Annotated in this window: 19 protein-coding genes; 12 read left to right on the top strand and 7 right to left on the bottom strand. The window is 70.6% G+C overall.

All coding sequences use genetic code 11. The features are described from left to right. Positions 1-11: 11 nt before the first annotated feature. From hisG to OHA64_RS08695, 4 genes are all read left to right on the top strand, one after another. Positions 12-860 carry an ATP phosphoribosyltransferase gene (gene hisG, locus OHA64_RS08710; protein ID WP_405610388.1) on the top strand — a complete coding sequence of 283 codons (849 nt, stop codon included), beginning with the start codon at positions 12-14 and terminating at the stop codon, positions 858-860. Between the two features lie 33 nt (positions 861-893). Beyond that, entirely contained in the window at positions 894-1349 is a 456-nt protein-coding gene (locus OHA64_RS08705) for a PH domain-containing protein (RefSeq protein WP_405610385.1), read from the top strand. A 225-nt stretch (positions 1350-1574) separates the two neighbouring features. After that, positions 1575-2903, top strand: a complete 1329-nt coding sequence (locus OHA64_RS08700) for a hemolysin family protein (RefSeq protein ID WP_405610382.1) — start codon at positions 1575-1577, stop codon at positions 2901-2903. Next, entirely contained in the window at positions 2900-3985 is a 1086-nt protein-coding gene (locus tag OHA64_RS08695; RefSeq protein ID WP_405610379.1) for a hemolysin family protein, read from the top strand. The genes OHA64_RS08700 and OHA64_RS08695 overlap by 4 nt, the downstream gene beginning before the upstream one ends. A 24-nt stretch (positions 3986-4009) precedes the next feature. Here OHA64_RS08695 and OHA64_RS08690 read toward each other — a convergent pair whose 3' ends face one another. Continuing rightward, entirely contained in the window at positions 4010-5872 is a 1863-nt protein-coding gene (locus OHA64_RS08690; protein WP_405623907.1) for an AAA family ATPase, read from the bottom strand. Between the two features lie 450 nt (positions 5873-6322). Then, positions 6323-6934, bottom strand: a complete 612-nt coding sequence (locus OHA64_RS08685; RefSeq protein WP_405623906.1) for a uridine kinase — start codon at positions 6932-6934, stop codon at positions 6323-6325. A 247-nt stretch (positions 6935-7181) separates the two neighbouring features. Between OHA64_RS08685 and OHA64_RS08680 the strand changes: the two genes are divergently transcribed. The 3 genes from OHA64_RS08680 to OHA64_RS08670 all read left to right on the top strand — a co-directional run bounded on the left by OHA64_RS08680 (position 7182) and on the right by OHA64_RS08670 (position 9557). Beyond that, positions 7182-8546, top strand: coding sequence for a peptidase C39 family protein (locus OHA64_RS08680; RefSeq protein ID WP_405610376.1), 1365 nt, complete (start codon positions 7182-7184; stop codon positions 8544-8546). Between the two features lie 143 nt (positions 8547-8689). After that, a complete protein-coding gene (locus OHA64_RS08675; RefSeq protein ID WP_405610373.1) occupies positions 8690-8830 on the top strand; it encodes an SCO1431 family membrane protein in 141 nt (46 codons plus the stop codon). 64 nt (positions 8831-8894) lie between these two features. Beyond that, the gene (locus OHA64_RS08670; RefSeq protein WP_405610370.1) at positions 8895-9557 is read left to right on the top strand and encodes a TetR/AcrR family transcriptional regulator; all 663 of its coding nucleotides are present in this window, start codon (positions 8895-8897) and stop codon (positions 9555-9557) included. Positions 9558-9679: 122 nt separating this feature from the next. Here OHA64_RS08670 and OHA64_RS08665 read toward each other — a convergent pair whose 3' ends face one another. Beyond that, positions 9680-10936 carry a glycoside hydrolase family 18 protein gene (locus OHA64_RS08665; RefSeq protein ID WP_405610367.1) on the bottom strand — a complete coding sequence of 419 codons (1257 nt, stop codon included), beginning with the start codon at positions 10934-10936 and terminating at the stop codon, positions 9680-9682. Positions 10937-11271: 335 nt separating this feature from the next. Between OHA64_RS08665 and OHA64_RS08660 the strand changes: the two genes are divergently transcribed. Next, on the top strand, positions 11272-12444 hold the full coding sequence (locus tag OHA64_RS08660) for an acyl-CoA dehydrogenase family protein (RefSeq protein ID WP_405610364.1): 1173 nt from the start codon (positions 11272-11274) through the stop codon (positions 12442-12444). On the opposite strand, the gene OHA64_RS08655 is transcribed toward OHA64_RS08660, so the two are convergent. Further along, positions 12407-12667 carry a hypothetical protein gene (locus OHA64_RS08655; protein ID WP_405610361.1) on the bottom strand — a complete coding sequence of 87 codons (261 nt, stop codon included), beginning with the start codon at positions 12665-12667 and terminating at the stop codon, positions 12407-12409. The genes OHA64_RS08660 and OHA64_RS08655 overlap by 38 nt on opposite strands. 326 nt (positions 12668-12993) lie before the next feature. Then, positions 12994-13428, bottom strand: coding sequence for a hypothetical protein (locus tag OHA64_RS08650; protein WP_405610358.1), 435 nt, complete (start codon positions 13426-13428; stop codon positions 12994-12996). A 272-nt stretch (positions 13429-13700) separates the two neighbouring features. Here OHA64_RS08650 and OHA64_RS08645 point away from each other — a divergent pair, with 272 nt between their 5' ends. The 4 genes from OHA64_RS08645 to fxsA all read left to right on the top strand — a co-directional run bounded on the left by OHA64_RS08645 (position 13701) and on the right by fxsA (position 17804). Beyond that, positions 13701-14141, top strand: coding sequence for an Lrp/AsnC family transcriptional regulator (locus OHA64_RS08645; RefSeq protein ID WP_301978267.1), 441 nt, complete (start codon positions 13701-13703; stop codon positions 14139-14141). A 66-nt stretch (positions 14142-14207) separates the two neighbouring features. After that, the gene (locus OHA64_RS08640; protein ID WP_405610354.1) at positions 14208-15809 is read left to right on the top strand and encodes an amidohydrolase; all 1602 of its coding nucleotides are present in this window, start codon (positions 14208-14210) and stop codon (positions 15807-15809) included. A 558-nt stretch (positions 15810-16367) separates the two neighbouring features. Beyond that, on the top strand, positions 16368-17168 hold the full coding sequence (locus OHA64_RS08635; RefSeq protein ID WP_405610351.1) for a polyprenol monophosphomannose synthase: 801 nt from the start codon (positions 16368-16370) through the stop codon (positions 17166-17168). A gap of 72 nt (positions 17169-17240) precedes the next feature. Beyond that, positions 17241-17804, top strand: coding sequence for an FxsA family membrane protein (gene fxsA / locus OHA64_RS08630; RefSeq protein ID WP_405610348.1), 564 nt, complete (start codon positions 17241-17243; stop codon positions 17802-17804). Between the two features lie 214 nt (positions 17805-18018). Here fxsA and OHA64_RS08625 read toward each other — a convergent pair whose 3' ends face one another. Beyond that, the gene (locus OHA64_RS08625) at positions 18019-18393 is read right to left on the bottom strand and encodes an RNA polymerase-binding protein RbpA (RefSeq protein ID WP_003977404.1); all 375 of its coding nucleotides are present in this window, start codon (positions 18391-18393) and stop codon (positions 18019-18021) included. Between the two features lie 266 nt (positions 18394-18659). Next, the gene (locus OHA64_RS08620; protein ID WP_405610345.1) at positions 18660-20015 is read right to left on the bottom strand and encodes an MFS transporter; all 1356 of its coding nucleotides are present in this window, start codon (positions 20013-20015) and stop codon (positions 18660-18662) included. Between the last annotated feature and the right edge of the window lie 19 nt (positions 20016-20034).

Genomic DNA, 20034 nt, shown 5'->3' with positions numbered 1-20034 from the left:
AAGCCGACCTCATGCTGCGCATCGCCGTCCCCAACAAGGGTTCCCTGTCAGGACCTGCGGCGGAGATGCTGCATGAGGCCGGCTACCAGCAGCGCCGCGAGTCCAAGGAACTGCGGATCGTCGACCCGACCAACGAGGTCGAGTTCTTCTACCTCCGCCCCCGCGACATCGCGATCTACGTCTCCTCCGGCAAGCTCGACATCGGCATCACCGGCCGCGACCTGCTGATCGACTCGGGCGCCAACGCGGAGGTCATCCTGCCGCTCGGCTTCGCCCGCTCCACCTTCCGCTTCGCCGGCAAGCCCGGCACCGCGAGCGGCATCGCGGACCTCGCCGGCATGACCGTGGCCACCTCGTACGAGGGGATCGTCGCCAAGCACCTCGCCGACAACGGCATCGACGCGTCCGTCGTCCACCTCGACGGGGCCGTCGAGACCGCGATCGAACTGGGCGTCGCCGAGGTCATCGCCGACGTCGTCGAGACCGGCACCTCGTTGCGCAACGCGGGCCTCGAAGTCTTCGGCGAGCCGATCATGAAGTCCGAGGCCGTCGTCATCCGGCGCGTCGGCGCCGAGGCCGAGGAGCCCAAGGTCCAGCAGTTCCTGCGCCGCCTCCAGGGCGTCCTGGTGGCCCGGACCTACGTGATGATGGACTACGACTGCCGTGTCGAGCAGCTCGAGAACGCCGTCGCCCTCACCCCCGGCCTGGAGTCCCCGACCGTCTCCCCGCTGCACAACGAGGGCTGGGTCGCCGTCCGCGCGATGGTCCCCGCCAAGGAGGCCCAGCGGATCATGGACGACCTGTACGAGATCGGTGCCCGGGCCATCCTGACGACGGCGATCCACGCCTGCCGTCTCTGACAGCCGTACGAGAGCCGAAGACGCCGAGGAACCATGTCGGACCTGCCCCCGCTCCCCGTCACGTTCCGGCCGAGCCGGACCCGTGCCGTTCTGCTGACCGCCGGCGTCGCGATCTTCGTGGTCATCACGACGGTCGCGATGCTGTTGGAACAGCTCAGCCCCGGCGAGCGTCTCAGCTTCGTCTTCACCGCGGCCCTCCTGGCCGGCGTGCTGTTCCTGTTGTCCCGGCCGAAGGTCGTCGCCGACGAGTCCGGTGTCACAGTCGTCAACATCGCCGGCCGACGCCGTCTGGACTGGGCCGAGATCATTCAGGTGAACCTCCGTCCCGGTGATCCCTGGGTGTTCCTCAACCTCAGTGACGGCACCAGCCTGCCGGCCCTCGGCATCCAGCCGGGCATCGCCAAACAGCACGCCATCGCCGACGCCCGAGCCCTGCGAGCGCTCGCCGAAGCGCGCTCCGCACCCCGCCCCGACGAAGATCAGGTCTGACTCGGGGCCGCCGACCCTGCCGCACAACCCCCTGTCTTGATTAATCTGGTGGCGGAGGCGTATTCGCTGCGCCTCCGCCCCTGCGCGCCGACCGGCGCCCCATGGGTTCCAGCTACGCGAGGAGTGACCCTCTCCGGCGATGGACGGATCGTCCTGTAGTACCTGCGCCGCCCCCTGCCGACATACCGCGGACCTGCTCCGCGCGTACGCGGAGGCGGCGGCATCATGACCATCCCCTTGCTGCTCCTCGGAGCGGCGTTCCTGCTGATTCTCGCCAACGGATTCTTCGTTGCGGCCGAGTTCGGCCTGGTGACGGTCGAGGCGACCGACGCCGAGAAGGCCGCCGCCGAGGGCGACCGACGAGCCCGTACGGTCGTCGAGTCCCTCAAGGAGCTGTCCTTCCAGCTCTCCGGCACCCAGCTCGGCATCACCATCACCTCCCTCGTCGTCGGCATGCTCGCCGAACCGGCGCTCGCCGAGCTGCTGCACGGCCCCGTCACCGCGACCGGCATCCCCGAGGGCGCCGTCTCCGGTGTCGCCGTGGTTCTCGGCATGCTGCTGGCCTCGGCCGTGCAGATGGTGATCGGCGAGCTGGTGCCCAAGAACTGGGCGGTGTCCAAGCCGTTGCAGGTCGTGCGCTTCGTCGCGGGCCCGCAGCATGCCTTCGCCCGCCTCTTCCACCCGGTGATCGCAGCCCTGAACGCGGTCGCCAACCGGCTGGTCCGCGCACTGGGCATCGAGCCCGCCGAGGAGCTGGCCTCCGCCCGCACCCCCGGCGAGCTCGTCTCCCTGGCCCGGCACTCCGCGCGGGCCGGCGCCCTGGAACAGGACACCGCCGACCTCTTCGTGCGGACGCTGTCGCTCGCCGAGCTGACCGCACAGCACGTCATGACTCCCCGGGTGCGGGTCAGCGCGCTCCAGTCCACGGCGACCGCCGAGGACGTGGTGAATCTGACCCGCGCCACGGGTCTGTCCCGCTTTCCCGTCTACCGCGAGAGGATCGACGAGGTCGTCGGCATGGTGCACCTCAAGGACGCGCTGGCCGTGCCCGTGCACGACAGGCTGCGCACCCCCGTGGTGCGCATCGCCCGCCCGGCGCTGCTCGTGCCCGAGACCCTGCCGGTGCAGCCCCTGCTCGCGCAGCTGCGCAGCGAGCAGCCCATCGCCGTCGTCGTCGACGAGTACGGCGGCACGGCCGGGGTCGTCACCCTGGAGGACATCGTCGAGGAGATCGTCGGCGAGGTCCGTGACGAGCACGACGGGCACGACCTGCCGGAACTCGCCGCCGGCCCGCCGGAGGACGGCCGGCCCGCCTGGGAGGCCGACGGCAGCTGCCGCGTCGACATCCTCCAGCGCATAGGCCTGGATGTGCCCGAAGGGCCCTACGAGACCGTCGCCGGCCTGGTCGCCGATCTGCTCGGCCGTATCCCCGCCGTCGGGGACCGGACCGAACTGCCCGGCTGGAGGCTCACCGTGCGCCAGGTCGGGCACTACCGCGCCGAGCGGGTACGACTCGTGCGCATCGCCCCCGCAGCGGTGGAGGCCGCCCGATGAGCGTCCTGCAACTCCTCTTCGCGGCGCTGCTCGTACTCGCCAACGGCTTCTTCGTCGGCGCCGAGTTCGCGCTCGTCTCCGTGCGCCGCAGCCAGATCGAACCGCTCGGCACCGCCCGGGCGCGCCAGGTCCTGTACGGCCTGGAGCGGCTGCCGCAGATGATGGCGGCCGCGCAGTTCGGCATCACGGTCTGCTCGCTGACCCTCGGTGCGGTCGCCGAGCCGACCGTGGCGCAGCTGCTGGAGCCGGTCTTCGAGTGGATCCACCTGCCGCACGGCATGATCCACCCGCTCGGCTACGTGATCGCGCTCGCCGTGGTCGTCTTCTTCCACCTCGTCATCGGCGAGATGGTCCCGAAGAACCTCGCGATGGCGGCACCGGAGAAGGTCGCGCTGTGGCTCAGCCCCGGCCTGGTCGCCTTCGCCCGCCTGTGCCGGCCGATCACCGTCGCCCTCGGCGCCTGCGCCCGGGGCATCCTGCGGCTCTTCCACGTCGAGCCGAAGGACGAGGTCGAGGCGGTCTTCACCAGCGAACAGCTCAACCGGCTGGTGGAGGACTCCGGCCAGGCCGGTCTGCTCGACCCCGAGGAGCAGGAACGCCTGGAGGACGCCCTGGAGCTGGGCTCCCGCCCGGTCACGGACGTCCTGCTGAGGCGCGAGTCACTGGTGACGGTCAGCCCCTCGGTCACCCCGGGCCAGATCGTCGAGCTCACCGCCCGCACCGGCTACTCCCGCTTCCCGGTGGCGGCGGAGAACGGCGCCTTCATGGGCTACCTGCACGTGAAGGACGTACTCGACGTGGAGGACTCCGAGCGGGCGGTGCCGCAGCAGGTGTGGAGGCCGATGACGACCCTCAGGCCCGAGCTCCCGCTCGACGACGCGCTCACGGTGATGCGGCGGGCCGCCACCCATCTGGCCCAGGTCGTCGACGCGTCCGGCAAGGTACTGGGCCTGGTGGCGCTGGAGGACGTCCTGGAGTTGCTGGTCGGTGAGGTACGCGACCCCGCGCACCGGGAGGTGCCGGAGGTGAGGGTCACGGAACCGAGGGTCAGCGGGGCGCGGGAGGAGGCGTTGGCGAGCTGACGAAAGGCGGGGCCACGGGGTCCGTCAGATCGCCGACGGATCCTGCGGGCCCCGCCCCGACAGCACTTCTCCGTACGCCTGCATCAGATCCGGCAGGCGCAGCGTCGACAGGTCGTCCCGCGTCAGCATCCCCGGGTAGGTCGACAACCGAAGATCCCGGTACGCGCAGCTCTTCTCGTACAGGGTCCGCAGGAACCGTCCGTTGCCCAGTTCGTCGATCCACCCCTGGTCGACCACATGCCCGGCGATCGAGCGCACCTCGTCGAGTGCCTCCTCGTCCCAGATGTCACCGTTCTCCGCGGCCAGCACCTCGCCGATGGAGGTGAGTTCGAGCGGACGGTAGGAGGGGAAGTCGACGCGGGTCGTGAAGCGGGACGACAGCCCCGGGTTCGCGGCGAGCAGGCGGTCCATCCCCTCCGGGTATCCGGCCAGGATCACCACGAGGTGGTCCCGGTTGTCCTCCGCGCGCTTCAGCAGCACCTGCAACGCCTCGTCGCCGTACGCGTCGCCCTTGCCGTAGCCGGAGTTCGACAACGAGTAGGCCTCGTCGACGAAGAGGACACCGCCGAGCGCGGAGTCGATCAGCTCGTTGGCCTTGACCGCGGTCTGGCCGAGGTATTCGCCGACGAGATCCGCCCGCTGCGCCTCCACCAGATGGTCGCCGCCGAGCAGCCCGAGGGCGTAGAAGACCCGGCCGAGGATGCGGGCCACCGTGGTCTTGCCGGTGCCGGAGGGGCCGGAGAAGACGAAGTGCCGCTTGGGCGGCTGGACCGGCAGACCCTGCCCGGCGCGCAGTCGGGCCATGTTCAACTGCGCGGACAGCGCTTTGACTTGGCGCTTCACCGGCTCCAGCCCCACCATGCGCTCCAGCTCGGAGAGTGCCTCTTCGAGCAGCCCCGGATCGGTGGGCCCGGCGGGCAGCGAGGGGGAGGGGACGAGTTTCTCGCGCACCGCCGGGTCGGTCAGCGGCGGCAGCGGCGCGGAGACCGGCAGATCCGGCTCCGTGAGTCTCAACTCGCGTCCCTCGACGCCGAACAGCGGGTCGAATCCGTCGGGGCCGTCCACCATGTCCTGGCCGGCCCCGGTGAGCCTGATCGCCGCGAGGTCGGTCGACTCGTCGTACCCGTCGCCCTCGGCGATCGCGGCGAGTCGGGCCGAGGTGTCCATGAAGGCGGGATCGACGCGGTGCACGGCCCGGTACAGGGGCAGTGCCGCTGCGCTGCGTCCGGTGCCCTCGTGGGCCCGGGCCAGCCAGTAGCGCAGCTCCTTGCGCTGCGGCTGCTCGCTGCGGCAGCGCATCAGGGCCGACGACAGCAGCGGCTCGGCCTGCCCGTACATCTCGAGCCGGACCCGGGCCATCCCGCCGAACAGACCGGCCTCGATGCCCAGCATGGGGTCGTTGATCAGCGGGTCGGTGTTCCGGACCAGCTGTTCCCAGTCCTTGACCAGGTAGGCGCGGCAGGCGTGCAGGAAGCGGACCTGGGAGTCGGCGTCCACGGGCGGCAGGCCCGCGAGGGCCCGGTCGAGTTCCGGGACGTGCCGTCCGTCCAGCCAGTGCGAGGCGTGCGCGAGGAGCAGGTCGCGTGGGCTCTCCAGCACCGGTTGCACCCACCAGCCCAGCCAGTACCAGGAGTTGAGGGTGCGGCGGTGCCGCGCTCGCTGTTCGCCGAAGCGGTCCCGGTGCCGGAACATCCGCAGCAGCGCGGTCGTCGTGTCCAGGCGCAGCGCGTGCAGTCCGAGCCAGCCGTCGGCCATCCCTGGATCGAGCCGCACCGCGGTGCGGAACTCCTCCTCCGCCTGCGGATAGGCGCCCATCGTGTAGGCGTCCACGCCTCGCAGCCAGGCGAGGTCGGCCGGGGCCTCGGGGCCCTGCGTGCCGAAGTCCATCACGTCCCCCACAAACCATGCCCCCGTTGGTTCGTCGACGGGCCGGTGCCCGTCGACGTCCTTGGTCCAACCGCTGTGCTGCGGACCGGAGTTGCGACGGTGTGCAGAGCAGCCGTCCGCAGGTCGCACCGAGGGCATCGTACCTGCGGGGGTGTCGCCCACCGAAGGGTGCCGCACAGGCCGTTTGACGAGGTGGGAGCAGATACGCGGATTCCGCATGGTGACCGAGGGTGAGCGACTCGTGTCGTGCGGCGCCCGAAAAGTGCCTTCAGGGCAGAACGAAGCCCCCGATCACGGGGGAACAATCGGGGGCTTCGCGTTTTCGGGGCGGCTTCGAATCACCGCGCATTCAGAACGTAAGTCCTGTACGGCCCCTTGGTCAAGCCGAGTTGAGGCACTTCGCCAAGTTGCCCGACCGGACTCTTCACAAGTTCAGCACGCCGCGGATGATCAATCACCGTGCGTGACGATCTGGTCCGGTCCAGCGGCCCGGTGGGCAGAGGAAGGTCCCGGAAATGCCTCGTATCCCCTCTCGTGCTGCCGGACCAGGAGGTCGGCGAGGGGCCGGGAGGGGTCCTCGGCGAAGTGCTGTTGTTCCGCCCGGACCCATCCGTCCCAGAACTCCCGCTGCTCCTCCCCGTCCCGCGCTCTTCCACGCGCCCATGCCTCATCCCGCGCCAGCTCCATCCACAGCAGGTGGGCCAGGCGGGGGCGCAGTGCGCGGCGACCGGCGCCGACCCCCTCCACGAGGACCACCGGAGCGGGTGCCAGCGGTAGGGGCGGTCCGAAGCGCCGGGCGTGCCAGTCGTACGGGGTGTACTGCGCGGTACCGCCCCGGCTCAGCGGCTCGATCACCTGGGTCCGCAGGCGCCCGGTCCAGTCGAACAGCTCGTCGTGGCAGGAGATGTCGTCGAGGTGCAGCACCGGCGCGTCGTCCAGCGCGCGGGACAGTTGTCCGGCGAAGGTCGACTTTCCGGAGCCGGCGTGACCGTCGATCCCGATCAGACGGACCGGGCCGCAGGACGGGGGCAGGCGGCGCAGCAGGGCGGCGAGCTCGTGAATGACGGTTCCTGGGGCGATCGGGAGTCGGACTCGGGTGCGGTGAATGTCAGGCTACGCGGCCCGTCCGGTTGATCGTCGGCACCGGCCGCGGCGCCAGTGGACGAGACCAATATTGGTGAGCGCGGCACGGGTGGAAGTGCTGGCAGGAGCATGTCTGCTGCTCCATAGTGGGCGCACGGCCGTGCACTGGACCACCTCACCTCAATTCGACTCATCTCGACTCGGACACCAGGGGGTCATCCCGCCCATGAGCAGATCCGAACAGCCGTCCCGCAGAAGCGTCCTGGCCGCCGTGGTCGCGGCCGCGGCGGCGGGCAGCGCGGGCCCGGCGGCCGCAGCCGAGGCCCTGTCCGACACCGCTGACCCGATGAGGGCTCCCGCCCGCCCGGTCGACAACCGTGCCTGGACCACCTACGCCGAATGGCGCGGCGGCACCTCGCGCGGCGCCCGGGCCGTCGCCGGCGCTCGTCCGGGCGTGGTGATCGGCGCCCCCGCGGGCATCACCCAGTACACCGATCCGCACACCGGCAGGACCGCCGCCTGGGAGTACGGGACCTGGACGGGCCCGCTGCACACGCTCGCCGTACCCGCGACCGAGGTGATCGCCTCCTGGAACGCGCACACCCCGGCAGGTACCTGGATCCAGGTCGAACTGAAGGCGACGTACTCCGACGGCACGGACAGCCCCTGGTACGTGATGGGCCGTTGGGCGTCCGGCGACCAGGACATCCGGCGGACCTCGGTCGACGGCCAGGGCGATGGCAAGAGCGCCGTCTGGACGGACACCCTCGCGATCGACGCCCCGGACACCGGCCTGCGTCTGGCCTCGTACCGTCTCCGGCTCACGCTCCACCGCACGCCGGACACGAAGGTCACGCCCACCGTCCGGCGGCTCGGCGCGATGGGCTCCGACGTCCCCGACCGGTTCACCGTCCCGGCCTCGGCGTCGGGCCTGGCCGCGGAGCTGGTCGTCCCGCGTTACTCGCAGGAGATCCACGTCGGCCAGTATCCGGAGTACGACAACGGCGGCGAGGCCTGGTGCAGCCCCACCTCCTCGCAGATGATCATCGAGTACTGGGGCGGCCGGCTCACCCCCGAGCAGGTGGCGTGGGTCGATCCGTCGTACGCCGACCCCCAGGTGTGCCACGCGGCCCGGTTCACCTATGACCACCAGTACGCCGGTTGCGGCAACTGGCCGTTCAACGCCGCCTACGCGGCCACCTTCGAGGGCCTCCAGGGCGTGGTGACCCGCCTCGGCTCGCTGACCGACCTGGAGACGCTGATCGCGGCCGGCATCCCGGTCATAACGTCCCAGTCGTTCCTGAAGGAGGAGCTCACCGGCGCCGGTTACGGCACCTCCGGACACCTGATGACCGTGATCGGATTCACCCCCGACGGCGATGTGATCGCCCACGACCCGGCCGCGCCCGGCGACGAGGCCGTGCGACGCGTCTACAAGCGGCGGGAGTGGGAGAACATCTGGCTCAGGACCAAGCGGTACAACGCCTCCGGCAAGGTCGTCTCCGGTTCCGGCGGCGTCTGCTACCTGTACTTCCCCGCCCACCTCACCCCGGGCCGGCGCGCGGCGCTCGCGGCGGTGGGGGTGCGCTGAGCGATACGTCGAAGGGCCTTCGGCAGGGCGCCGGAGGCCGTTCGCGTGTGACCGACATCTCCGTCGTAAATGCCGCCAACGATGGCAAGGTGGACAGAACCATCGGGGGAGTCCACCACGCATCCGAGATTCAGCGAGACGCCATGACCGCACACGCAGCCACAGCAGCCCGTGCCCGCACCGGGGGACCCCGGGAGGACGGCCCGAAGGCCCTCGAGCACCTCATGGGCTGGATCCTCGTCGTGGTGATCGCGATGCTCGTCACCCAGCTCGGCCTGCTGTGAGGTGACCCATACCCGACCTGGCATACTGCGGCTTTCCCGCTGCCTGTCGAGAACAGGGTCGAAAGTGAATATCAGTCAACAGCGCGACGCCGTCCGCCCCCGGGCGCGCGGCACCGAGCGTTCGGTCGCGCGCCGTGCCGAACTCATCGCCATCGGGCGGAAGTTGTTTGCCGACACGTCGTACGACGCGCTTTCCATGGACGACATCGCCCGGCAGGCGCATGTCGCCAAGGGGCTGATCTACTACTACTTCCAGTCCAAGCGCGGCTACTACCTGGCCATCATCCAGGACTCCGTCGCCGACCTGGTCACCTACGCGGCGAGCGGCCTCGAACTGGGGCCGGTGGACCGGGTCCACCGCACCATCGACAGCTATCTGCGCTACGCCGAGCACAACCAGGCCGCCTACCGCACGATCGTCAGCGGCGGCGTCGGCTTCGACGCCGAGGTGCACGCCATTCGGGACGGCGTGCGCGAGGCGATCGTGGCGACCATCGCGGAAGGGGCGTACGGCCGCAGCGACATCGCCCCGCTGCCCCGCATGGGACTGCTCGCCTGGGTGTGCAGTGTGGAGGGCGCCACCCTCGACTGGATCGGCCGGCCCCAGTTGACCCGCGACACGATGCGCGAGCTGCTGGTGAAGACACTGGGCGGCTCCATGCGCGCCATCCACGAGATGGACTCCACCTATTCGACCCCGCGACCGGCCCGCCGGGGCGACGGCTGACGACTCGGGACGACGGCGCCTCGGGGCCGCCGACGCCCCGAGTCGGTTGACGAACTCGGGGCGCTTGGCGAACTGGGGGCGGAGGCTCGTGGCCCTCCGCCCCAAGTCCCCTGTGGGACCGGCTACTTGATCGCCTTGATCAGCTCACCGTCGGTGGTGTCCCCGCTCAGCTCCCAGAAGAACGTGCCGCCCAGGTGCTGCGCGTCCTTGTACTTCATCTTCCCCTTGATCGTCTTCGGGGTGTCGTAACTCCACCAGTCGCTGCCGCACTTGGCGTAGGCGGTGCCGCCCACGGTCCCGGTCGGCGGGCACGTGGTCTTCAGCACCTTGTAGTCCTCGTTGCCGTCCTCGTACGTGCCCGCCGCCGGTCCGGTGGCCGTGCCGCCCGGCTTCGCCTGTGTGACGCCGGTCCAGCCGCGCCCGTAGAAGCCGATGCCGAGCAGCAGCTTCGAGGACGGGATGCCCAGGCTCCGGAGCTTGGCGATGGTGGCGGCGGTGTTGTAGCCCTCCTGCGGAATGCCCGGGTAGGACGTCAGCGGGGAGTGCGGCGCGGTCGGGCCGGTGGCGTCCCAGGCGCCGAAGTAGTCGTACGTCATGGGGTTGTACCAGTTGACGTATCGGGCCGCGCCCGCATAGTCGGCCGCGTCGATCTTGCCGTCGGGTGTGGCGTCGGCGGTGATCGCCGCGGTGATCACCTGCCGCTTGCCGAACTTGGCGCGCAGCGCGGCCATCACGTCCCTGAACGCGTCCCGGCCGCTGGTGTCGCAGGTCAGGCCGCAGGCGTTCGGGTACTCCCAGTCGATGTCGATGCCGTCGAAGACGTCCGCCCACTTCGAGTTCTCGACCAGGTCGTAGCAGGACTGGGCGAAGGCCGCCGGGTCCTTGGCCGCCTCGCCGAAGCCGCCCGACCAGCTCCAGCCGCCGAACGACCAGATGACCTTGAGGCCGGGGTGGAGCTTCTTCAGCTTGCGCAACTGGTTGAAGTTGCCGCTCAGCGGCTGGTCCGCGGTGTCGGCGACACCGTCGACGGACTCCTCGGCGGTGAACGGCTTGTCGGTGTCCGCCCAGGCGTCGCCGAGGGCGCACTTGCCGTCGGTGACGTTGCCGAACGCGTAGTTGATGTGGGTGAGTCTGTCGGCGGAGCCGGAGGTCTCGATGTTCTTCACGTAGTACTGGCGGCCGTAGATGCCCCAGTCGGTGAAGTAGCCGACAACCTTCGAGCCGGCCACGCCGGCCGCGCCCGCCGTGTCGGCCGAGGTGGCGTCGGGCGTGGCGGTGGCGGTGCCCGCACCGGCGAGCAGGGCGGCGCCGAGTGCGGCGCAGCAGGACGCGGACAGAAGGGCCCGGAAGCGGGCGCGGGGGTGGAGCGGGGTGGGCATCGGGTGTCTCCTCGCAGGGGACAGGGAGGGGATCGCACGCCGATTGGCATGAACGCGGGGAAGCGTTGGAGCGAAACAGTAAGAGGACTAGACCATTCGGTCAATGGTTCGTACCAATTTCGAGGGGGCGTTCGGCGTGCCGGAATTTCTTGAAGTAAGCGGTCGTTAACTGGTGACGGGATGCCTCCGATCGGGCATACTCACAGCTCACAGCCGCTGGTCAGCAGCTTCCGCGACCCGGGAGTGCGAGCATCGGTCGGCACCCAGTGAGACCCGGCGAGCCGCCCCCACGACGGGTGTGTCCGCCAGATCCCGACAGGGAGGAGAACGTCGCCATGCCCGATCGCGCCCCGCAGCCCGTGGAACGGCAACTGCCCACGGACGAGGCCCGGGACCTGATCTCGCTCGTGCGTGACATCGCACAGCACGAGATCGCCCCGAAGGCGGCCGAGCAGGAGGACGCCGGACGCTTCCCGCGTGAGGTCTTCACCCTGCTCTCCGCGTCCGGCCTGCTCGGCCTGCCGTACGACTCCGAGTACGGCGGCGGCGACCAGCCGTACGAGATCTACCTCCAGGTCCTCGAAGAACTCGCCGCCGCCCGCCTCACCGTCGGTCTCGGCGTCAGCGTGCACACCCTGGCCTCCTACGCGCTCGCCTCCTACGGCACCAAGGGGCAGCAGGTCGAGCACCTGCCGGCGATGCTCGGCGGCGGCCTGTTGGGTGCGTACTGCCTCTCCGAACCGGCCTCCGGCTCGGACGCGGCCTCGCTGCGCACGAAAGCCGTGCGGGACGGCGACCACTGGGTCATCACCGGAACGAAGGCCTGGATCACGCACGGCGGAGTCGCCGACTTCTACACGGTCATGGCGCGCACCGGCGAGGAAGGTCCGCGCGGGATCACCGCGTTCCTGGTGCCCGGCGACGCGGACGGCCTGAGCGCGGCGCAGCCCGAGAGGAAGATGGGCATGAAGGGCTCACCGACCGCCCAGGTCCACCTCGACGGCGTGCGCGTGTCCGACGACCGGCGCATCGGGGACGAGGGGCAGGGCTTCGCGATCGCCCTGGCCGCGCTGGACTCGGGACGGCTCGGCATCGCGGCCTGCGCCATCGGCCTGGCCCAGGCGGCACTGGACGAGGCGGTGGAATACGCCACCGGGCGGCGGCAGTTCGGCAGGCCGATCGCCGACTTCCAGGGGCTGCGCTTCATGCTCGCCGACATGGCCACCCAGATCGAAGCCGGCCGGGCGCTGTACCTGACGGCGGCACGGTTGCGGGACGCGGGCCGGCCGTTCGCCAAGCAGGCGGCCATGGCCAAACTGCACTGCTCCGACACCGCGATGAAGGTGACCACCGACGCCGTCCAGATCCTCGGCGGGTACGGCTACACCGCAGACTTCCCGGCCGAGCGGTACATGCGCGAGGCCAAGGTCCTGCAGATCGTCGAGGGCACCAACCAGATCCAGCGGATGGTCATCGCCCGTCACCTAGCGGGTCCCGAGACCCGCTGAACTGGCCCGCCGTCACCTGGGTCGCCGCCAGCCGGACCCACTCCGGGTCGGGGCGCCCCGGCAGGGTGCGACCGCGGTCGGCCCAGGCGCGGAGCAGTTCGCGGTAGATGGGCGGGTCCTGAACCGGCGGCGGCGCCGGCGGAACCGATTTTGCGGCCCGGGCGACAGGAGCGGGAACGAAGAGCCGGCGCTGACGCCCGGTCGCTGTGTAGGTGGGGGACATACCAGGGCAACGCGATGGCCGACGGACAGGTCACCGGTCCTGGGAATCGGGCGTGCGTTCACGGTCGTCCGGGGCGCGGCTCGGCAGCGGACCGCGGCCCGAGGCGCCGTGTCCGACCTCGGGCGAGGGCCTGATGCGCCCTATGGCCGACGGCCTGCGGCGGATGCCCCGACGTGCTGATGCCCCCGCACCACGACAGTCCGGGCGCGCTGACGTCCCCGCGCCACGACAGCCCGGACGTACTGACGCCCCCGCACCACGGCAGCCTGAGAGCCGTGGTGCGGTCGGTCTGAGGGTCGGTCACGAAGATGGAGCGGACTGTGCGCTCAGGCTGCCTGGCGTCGCAGGACGGGTACCCGGATGGGACGCGAGCCCGGGCCGCCGACGTGCGAGAAGGGCTGCGTCCGCCAGTCGAGACCCTGAGGGAGCGTCAAAAGGAGGGCGGTGTCCTGCTCCTGGGGCTTCACCGACTCGTCGGCCGGCTTGGCGTCGGACGCCCTGCGGCCGGTGCCGGCGCAGACCGTGAGTCCGAACGGGTTCCACGGCGAGGCGCACAGCGCGTGCTCCGGCAGGTTTTCCTCGTCCGCCAGCAGGGCGATTGGCTGCGCGCAATCCGGGCAGGTGACCCGGTACATCTCGAAGGTGTCGTACGCGTCGAGTTCGTCGTCGAGGGCGTCGGGTTCAACGCCCTCCGGCTCGAACTCGACGACCAGTTGCGGCCGCTTGGACGCGGTACGACCAGGGCGCTTAAGACTCTGCATTGGATTCTCCCCCTCGGGCTGGGCCGTGACGGCACTGCGGCCTCGGCCACAGCAAGCACTTCCCGTCCCGTCTCGGCGGTAATCACGAGAACATCACGGAGCCCGCCCATGGCGTGTGGTGTTCGTCACATGCCATCCGCAGGTGCCCGACGCGTTCGCTCCGTCCGACTCCCAGGAGGCCCGCAGGCTGCTCCCGGCCACATCACGAACCGGGTATGACCTGCGCCGCTCAGGTATCCGAGGAGATCAGGAGCACTGTAGGTTCTTGCGCCATGGAGGAGCTCGACCGACAGATCGTGCAGCTGCTCGTCAAGGACGGGCGGATGAGCTACACAGACCTGGGCAAGGCCACCGGCCTGTCCACGTCGGCTGTGCACCAGCGGGTGCGCCGGCTGGAACAGCGGGGGGTGATCCGCGGTTACGCCGCGGTCGTCGACCCGGAGGCCGTCGGGCTGCCGATGACCGCGTTCATCTCGGTGAAGCCGTTCGATCCCAGCGCCCCCGACGACATCGCGGAACGCCTCGCCGGTGTCCCCGAGATCGAGGCCTGTCACAGCGTCGCGGGCGACGAGAACTACATCCTCAAGGTGCGCGTGTCCACACCGCACGAGCTGGAGGAACTGCTGGCGCGGCTGCGCTCGCTGGCGGGAGTGTCGACCCGGACCACGGTGGTGCTGTCGACGCCCTACGAGGCCCGGCCGCCCCGCATCTGAGGGCGGCGTGCCGGCCGAACAGACCTGGGTGCGAGGCGGCGCGCGCGAGGCGCGAAACTGTCTCCCATGAGTGAACGCACCGCCGAACCGACCACCGTCCTGCTGCGCCGCGGCGAGGTCCACAGCCCTGCCGATCCCTTCGCCACGGCGATGGTCGTGGAACGCGGGCAAGTCGCCTGGGTCGGCTCCGAGGGTGCCGCCGACGCCTTCGCGGACGGCGTCGACGAGGTGATCGACCTCGACGGCGCTCTTGTCACCCCCGCGTTCACCGACGCACATGTGCACACCACATCCACCGGTCTCGCCCGCACCGGCCTGGACCTGTCCGACGCCCCCACTCTGGACGCGGCCCTCGCTCTCGTCCGGGACTTCGCGAGCGCCCGCCCGCACGATCGCGTCCTGCTCGGCCACGGCTGGGACGCGTCCCGCTGGCCGGACGGTCGCCCCCCGACACGCGCCGAGCTCGACGCGGCCATCGGCGGCCGACCGCTCTACCTGAGCCGGATCGACGTCCACTCGGCGGTCGTCACGACGGCCCTGCTCGACCTGACTCCCGGTCTCGGCGCCGTGGACGGCCCGCTCACCGCCGACGCCCACCACGCGGTACGTGCCGCCGCCCTCGCGGCCGTCACACCCGAGCAGCGCGTCGAGGCCCAGCGCACCGCCCTCGCCCGGGCGGCCTCCCTCGGTATCGGAACCGTTCACGAATGCGCAGGGCCGGAGATCTCCTCCGAGGACGACTTCACCGGGCTGCTGCGGCTGGCGGCCGAGGAGCCCGGCCCGCGGGTGGTCGGCTACTGGGCCGAGCGGGACATCGAGAAGGCCCGGGAACTCGGCGCGGTCGGCGCGGCCGGAGACCTGTTCGTCGACGGCGCCCTCGGCTCGCACACCGCCTGCCTGCATCAGCCGTACGCCGACGCCGGCCACACCGGCACCGCCTACCTGGACGCCGCCGCCGTGGCCGCCCATGTCACCGCGTGCACCGAGGCGGGCCTCCAGGCGGGCTTCCACGCCATCGGGGACGCGGCCGTGACCACCGTCGTCGAGGGCGTGCGCACCGCCGCCGAGAAGGTGGGTCTGGCTCGTGTCCGAGCCGCCCGCCACCGTGTGGAGCATGCCGAGATGCTCACCCCGGAGACGATCGCCGCCTTCGCCGAACTCGGTCTGACCGCCTCCGTCCAACCAGCCTTCGACGCCTTGTGGGGCGGCGAGGACGGCATGTACGCCCAGCGCCTGGGCGCCGACCGGGCCCGCACCCTGAACCCCTTCGCGGCCCTGCTGCGGGCCGGTGTGCCGCTCGCCTTCGGCTCGGACAGCCCGGTCACGCCCCTGGACCCGTGGGGCACGGTCCGTGCGGCGGCCTTCCATCGCACCCCCGAGCACCGTGTCTCCGTGCGTGCCGCGTTCACGGCGCACACGCGGGGCGGCTGGCGGGCGGTCGGACGGGACGACGCGGGCGTCCTGGTGCCGGGAGCGCCCGCCGACTACGCCGTGTGGCGCACCGACGAACTGGTCGTCCAGGCCCCGGACGACCGGGTCGCCCGCTGGTCGACCGACCCTCGCTCCGGCACCCCCGGCCTGCCCGACCTGACCCCGGGTCACGACCTTCCCGTCTGCCTGCGGACTGTGGTGGGCGGGCGGACGGTGTTCGTACGCCCGGGCGAGTGATCTCCGGGGGTGGCGCACCCCCGATCGGCCCGCGACGCGCCGGGGCTCGACCCGCGAATCCAACGCGCTGACCAGGGCATTGACGGAATATACGCAGGTCAAACGGCTGTTGACAGCCGACGGCTGCGGGCCGGTAGGTTCGGCCGAGTCCACCACCGGACGCCCGACCGGGGAACGTCCGCGCACGCGTCGTGGCGCCGCTGGGTCAGGGACGGTGTGCCGAACCGGGGCACCGTCACTGGGAGCCAGGCTCAGCGCCCGCGCCACGGCGAGGGAACGTTCCGGCCGGTCGGGGAGGTGTGACCCGGATGGGGCCCGGGCGCTCAGTAGACAACGGCTTTCGGTCGACTCGCAGCCAGCGGGTCCCAGGTCGGCCCGAAGGGCGCCGGGCCCCCATCCGCAGTACGCACAGCCCCCGAGATGGCACGCATCCGCACGCAAAAGTCGATTCTTACCCCGCTTTTGTGGAAACGACACCACCATACGAACGTTCTGTCACGTCACCGCAGGCCGCGGCCATTAGGGTGGACCTCTGCGTACGGAGATGAAGGGGCAGTAGTGAACGACGGCGACGGAACCCTCGAAGCACAGGACCGGGGGAGGCGGTTCGGGCCGCTCGGCACGGCATTGGTGATCATCCCGACCTACAACGAGGCGGAGAACATCAAGGCGATCGTCGGCCGGGTTCGCCAGGCCGTCCCGGAGGCGCACGTGCTCGTCGCGGACGACAACAGTCCGGACGGCACGGGCAAGCTCGCCGACGAACTGGCCGCTGGTGACGACCACGTCCAGGTGCTGCACCGCAAGGGCAAGGAGGGCCTCGGCGCCGCCTATCTGGCCGGCTTCCGCTGGGGCCTGGAGAAGGGCTACGGCGTCCTGGTCGAGATGGACGCCGACGGCTCCCACCAGCCCGAGGAACTGTCCCGCCTGCTGACCGCCCTGAAGAGCGCCGACCTGGTCCTCGGCTCCCGCTGGGTGCCCGGCGGCCGGGTCGTCAACTGGCCCAGGTCCCGCGAGTACATCTCCCGGGGCGGCAGCCTCTACTCCCGCCTCGCCCTCGACCTGCCGCTGCGCGACATCACCGGCGGTTACCGAGCGTTCCGCCGCGAGACCCTCGAAGGCCTCGGCCTCGAAGAGGTCGCCTCCCAGGGCTACTGCTTCCAGGTCGACCTCGCCCGTCGCGCGGTCAAGGCCGGCTACCACGTCGTCGAGGTGCCCATCACCTTCGTCGAGCGCGAACTCGGAGACTCGAAGATGAGCCGGGACATCCTGGTGGAGGCACTCTGGCGGGTCACCACCTGGGGTGTGGGGGAGCGGGTCGGCAAGATAGTGGGCCGCACGAAGCCGCCGGGTTCGTAGACCCGCTGTCTCACAGCCGCCGTTGATCGTCCCCTTATCCCGTGCTGAGCCGGTTCCAGGCACACTGGACGTATGACGACTGGCGCTCCGACCCCCACCTATCCCACCCGGCCCCGGCGTTCCCGGCTGCGCACGTTCCTGCCGCTGGGCGTCGCCGCCTGGCTCGTGCTGGAGATCTGGCTGCTCATCGTGGTGGCCGGCGCGACGAGCGGTTTCGCGGTCTTCCTGCTGCTGGTCGCCGGATTCGTGCTCGGCTCGGTGGTCATCAAGCGGGCGGGCAGGCGCGCCTTCCAGAACCTCAACGAGGCGCTGCAGCGCGGCGGGGCCCCGTCGGACTCGTCGAGCGGTGGCGGCAACGGCCTGATGATGCTGGGCGGGCTGCTCCTGATGATCCCGGGTCTGATCTCGGACGCGGTGGGTCTGCTCCTGCTGGTCCCGCCGGTCCAGAAGGCCCTCAGCCGGTACACGGAGCGCACCGTCGAGCGCAAGCTCCGTGAGGCGACTCCGGGCACCCTGGGGGATGCCTTCCAGCAGGCCCGTATGCGCCAGCCGGACGGAAAGGTGGTCCAGGGCGAGGTCATCAGGGACGAGCCGGGAGAGGCCCCGCAGGACCCGCGCCCGCCGCTGACGCACTGAGCCGACGGCGGGGGCGCCGCCCCCACCGCTCGTCGCCTCGGAACACGCAGGGCGCGGATGCGAAGGGCGCATGGGCGCACGACGGCCGCGGCTGCACGATCACCGCGGGCACACGAAAGTGCGGGCGCACAAAACCGCGGGCGCCGAACGTGAAAGCTCACGTTCGGCGCCCGCGGTTACTTGTGTGTTGTATCCCGCTCAAGCCTTGCCGGGATTATGCCGACTTCCGGCTGTCCCTCGGATGAACAGCGATGTTCATCGCGCCGGAGCGCAGAACGGCCAGGCGCTCCTCGAGGACCTCTTCGAGTTCCTCGCGGGTGCGCCGTTCCATCAGCATGTCCCAGTGCGTACGCGCGGGCTTGGCCTTCTTTTCCTCAGGGCCATCGCCGTCGACGAGGAGTGCCTGGGCCCCGCAGACCTTGCACTCCCACTCCGGCGGAATCTCCGCCTCGACCGAGAAGGGCATCTCGAACCGGTGCCCCTTCTCGCATGCGTACTCCACGGCTTGGCGCGGGGCCAAGTCGATACCGCGGTCCGTCTCGTAGCTGGTCACCACGAGGCGCGTGCCGCGAAGAGCTCGCTCACTCATGAATCGTGCCTCCCGGGCTTGTCGCCCACAGGACAGGTGTCGCTGTCGTCGTCATCCGGTCAACGTCCGGTCGGCGGTAAAGATTCCCGTTCCGGGTCCCGTTCCGGGTCGTGCGTCGCCGTCGTAGCCGCCCCTTGTTGTACCCACCAGTGCCCGGTTTGTCACATCTGCTAGCAGATGTGACCCAGCGTTCGGCATCTTTGACGCGCAGTAACGGTACGCCTGGCAGGCCAAACGCGTACACTACAGCGCTTTGGTGCCGAACGCTAAATCCTCTCCGGAACCGGATTGCCCGCGTCGCCGACCGCCCGACGTACCGGAACCCTCGCGAGCAGCACGAACCCGATGACGAAGAAGGCCACCAGCGAGACGATCGCGTCCCGGTAACTCCCGGTCACCTGGTAGGTGATCCCGAACAGCAGCGGGCCGAGCCAGCTCATACCCCGGTCGCTCATCTCGTACGCCGAGAAGTACTCGGCCTCCTTGCCGGGCGGGACGAGATGCGAGAACAGTGACCGCGAGAGCGCCTGGCTGCCGCCGAGCACCAGTCCGATCCCGGCGGCCAGCACGAAGAACCACACCGGAGCCCCGCCAGGCAGGAAGTACCCGGCCGCCAGTGTCACCGTCCACGCGACCAGCGAGCCCAGGATCGTGCGCTTGGCCCCGTAGACCCGGGCCAGCCGGCCCATCCCCAGCGCGCCGACCACCGCGAGCACCTGGACCAGCAGGACCGCGCCGATGAGGGTCGACTGTCCGAGGCCGAGTTCCTCGGAGCCGTAGACGGACGCCTGGGAGATCACGGTCTGGACGCCGTCGTTGTAGACGAGGTAGGCCAGCAGGAAGGCGACGGTCAGTGGATGGCGGCGCATGTCGCGGACGGTCGCGGCGAGCTGCCGGAAGCCCGGAGCCGTCGATTCCCCGTCGGACCGCGTCGTGGAGCGGCGGTCCCGCAGGCGCCGCAGTGGGACGAGGGTGAAGGCACCCCACCACAGGCCGGCCGAGGCCAGACAGATCCGGACCGCGGCGCTCTCCGACAGGCCGAAGGACTCGTGGCCCGTGTACAGGACGAGATTCACGACCAGGACCAGCGAACCGGCCGCGTACCCGAAGGCCCAGCCCCGCGAGGAGACCGCGTCACGCTCCTCGGGCGGAGCGATCTGCGGCAGGTAGGAGTTGTAGAGCATCATCGCCACGGACTGCGCCGCGTTCGCCACGACCAGCAGCAGACCGCCGAGCAGATAGCGGTCGCCGTCGAGGAAGAACATGGCCGTCGTCGCCGCCGCCCCGGTGTAGGCGGCGGCCGCCAGGAGGGGCTTCTTGCGTCCGGTGCGGTCGGCGGCGGCGCCCACCAGGGGCATCACCAGGACCGCCACGATCACCGACAGGGACACCGTGTACGCGAAGAAGGACCCGGCCCGCACCGGGATCCCCAGGGGATGCACGAATCCGTCCGGGTCCGCCGCCGACTTGGCGACCGACGTCAGATAGGGGCCCAGGAACACGGTGAGCACACTCGTCGAGTAGACGGAGCACGCCCAGTCGTAGAAGTACCAGCCGCGCTGTTCGCGCCGTCGCTCGCCGGCCTCGTCGACCGTTCCCGTGCGCACGGTGTCGGTGCCCACCCGCGCCCTCGCTTCCCCG

Origin of the sequence: Streptomyces sp. NBC_00076, from assembly GCF_045041235.1 — a bacterium.
Classification (GTDB): domain Bacteria; phylum Actinomycetota; class Actinomycetes; order Streptomycetales; family Streptomycetaceae; genus Streptomyces.
This window is presented reverse-complemented; position numbering and strand designations above follow the sequence as displayed.

Excerpts from the sequence above, each read along its gene's own strand:
- OHA64_RS08665 (WP_405610367.1), bottom strand. The coding sequence starts at position 10,936 with ATGCCCACCCCGCTCCACCCCCGCGCCCGCTTCCGGGCCCTTCTGTCC.
- OHA64_RS08640 (WP_405610354.1), top strand. The coding sequence starts at position 14,208 with ATGAGTGAACGCACCGCCGAACCGACCACCGTCCTGCTGCGCCGCGGC.
- OHA64_RS08650 (WP_405610358.1), bottom strand. The coding sequence starts at position 13,428 with ATGCAGAGTCTTAAGCGCCCTGGTCGTACCGCGTCCAAGCGGCCGCAA.
- OHA64_RS08690 (WP_405623907.1), bottom strand. The coding sequence starts at position 5,872 with ATGGACTTCGGCACGCAGGGCCCCGAGGCCCCGGCCGACCTCGCCTGG.
- OHA64_RS08660 (WP_405610364.1), top strand. The coding sequence starts at position 11,272 with ATGCCCGATCGCGCCCCGCAGCCCGTGGAACGGCAACTGCCCACGGAC.
- hisG (WP_405610388.1), top strand. The coding sequence starts at position 12 with ATGCTGCGCATCGCCGTCCCCAACAAGGGTTCCCTGTCAGGACCTGCG.
- OHA64_RS08700 (WP_405610382.1), top strand. The coding sequence starts at position 1,575 with ATGACCATCCCCTTGCTGCTCCTCGGAGCGGCGTTCCTGCTGATTCTC.
- OHA64_RS08680 (WP_405610376.1), top strand. The coding sequence starts at position 7,182 with ATGAGCAGATCCGAACAGCCGTCCCGCAGAAGCGTCCTGGCCGCCGTG.
- OHA64_RS08645 (WP_301978267.1), top strand. The coding sequence starts at position 13,701 with ATGGAGGAGCTCGACCGACAGATCGTGCAGCTGCTCGTCAAGGACGGG.
- fxsA (WP_405610348.1), top strand. The coding sequence starts at position 17,241 with ATGACGACTGGCGCTCCGACCCCCACCTATCCCACCCGGCCCCGGCGT.
- OHA64_RS08655 (WP_405610361.1), bottom strand. The coding sequence starts at position 12,667 with ATGTCCCCCACCTACACAGCGACCGGGCGTCAGCGCCGGCTCTTCGTT.
- OHA64_RS08705 (WP_405610385.1), top strand. The coding sequence starts at position 894 with ATGTCGGACCTGCCCCCGCTCCCCGTCACGTTCCGGCCGAGCCGGACC.
- OHA64_RS08695 (WP_405610379.1), top strand. The coding sequence starts at position 2,900 with ATGAGCGTCCTGCAACTCCTCTTCGCGGCGCTGCTCGTACTCGCCAAC.
- OHA64_RS08625 (WP_003977404.1), bottom strand. The coding sequence starts at position 18,393 with ATGAGTGAGCGAGCTCTTCGCGGCACGCGCCTCGTGGTGACCAGCTAC.
- OHA64_RS08675 (WP_405610373.1), top strand. The coding sequence starts at position 8,690 with ATGACCGCACACGCAGCCACAGCAGCCCGTGCCCGCACCGGGGGACCC.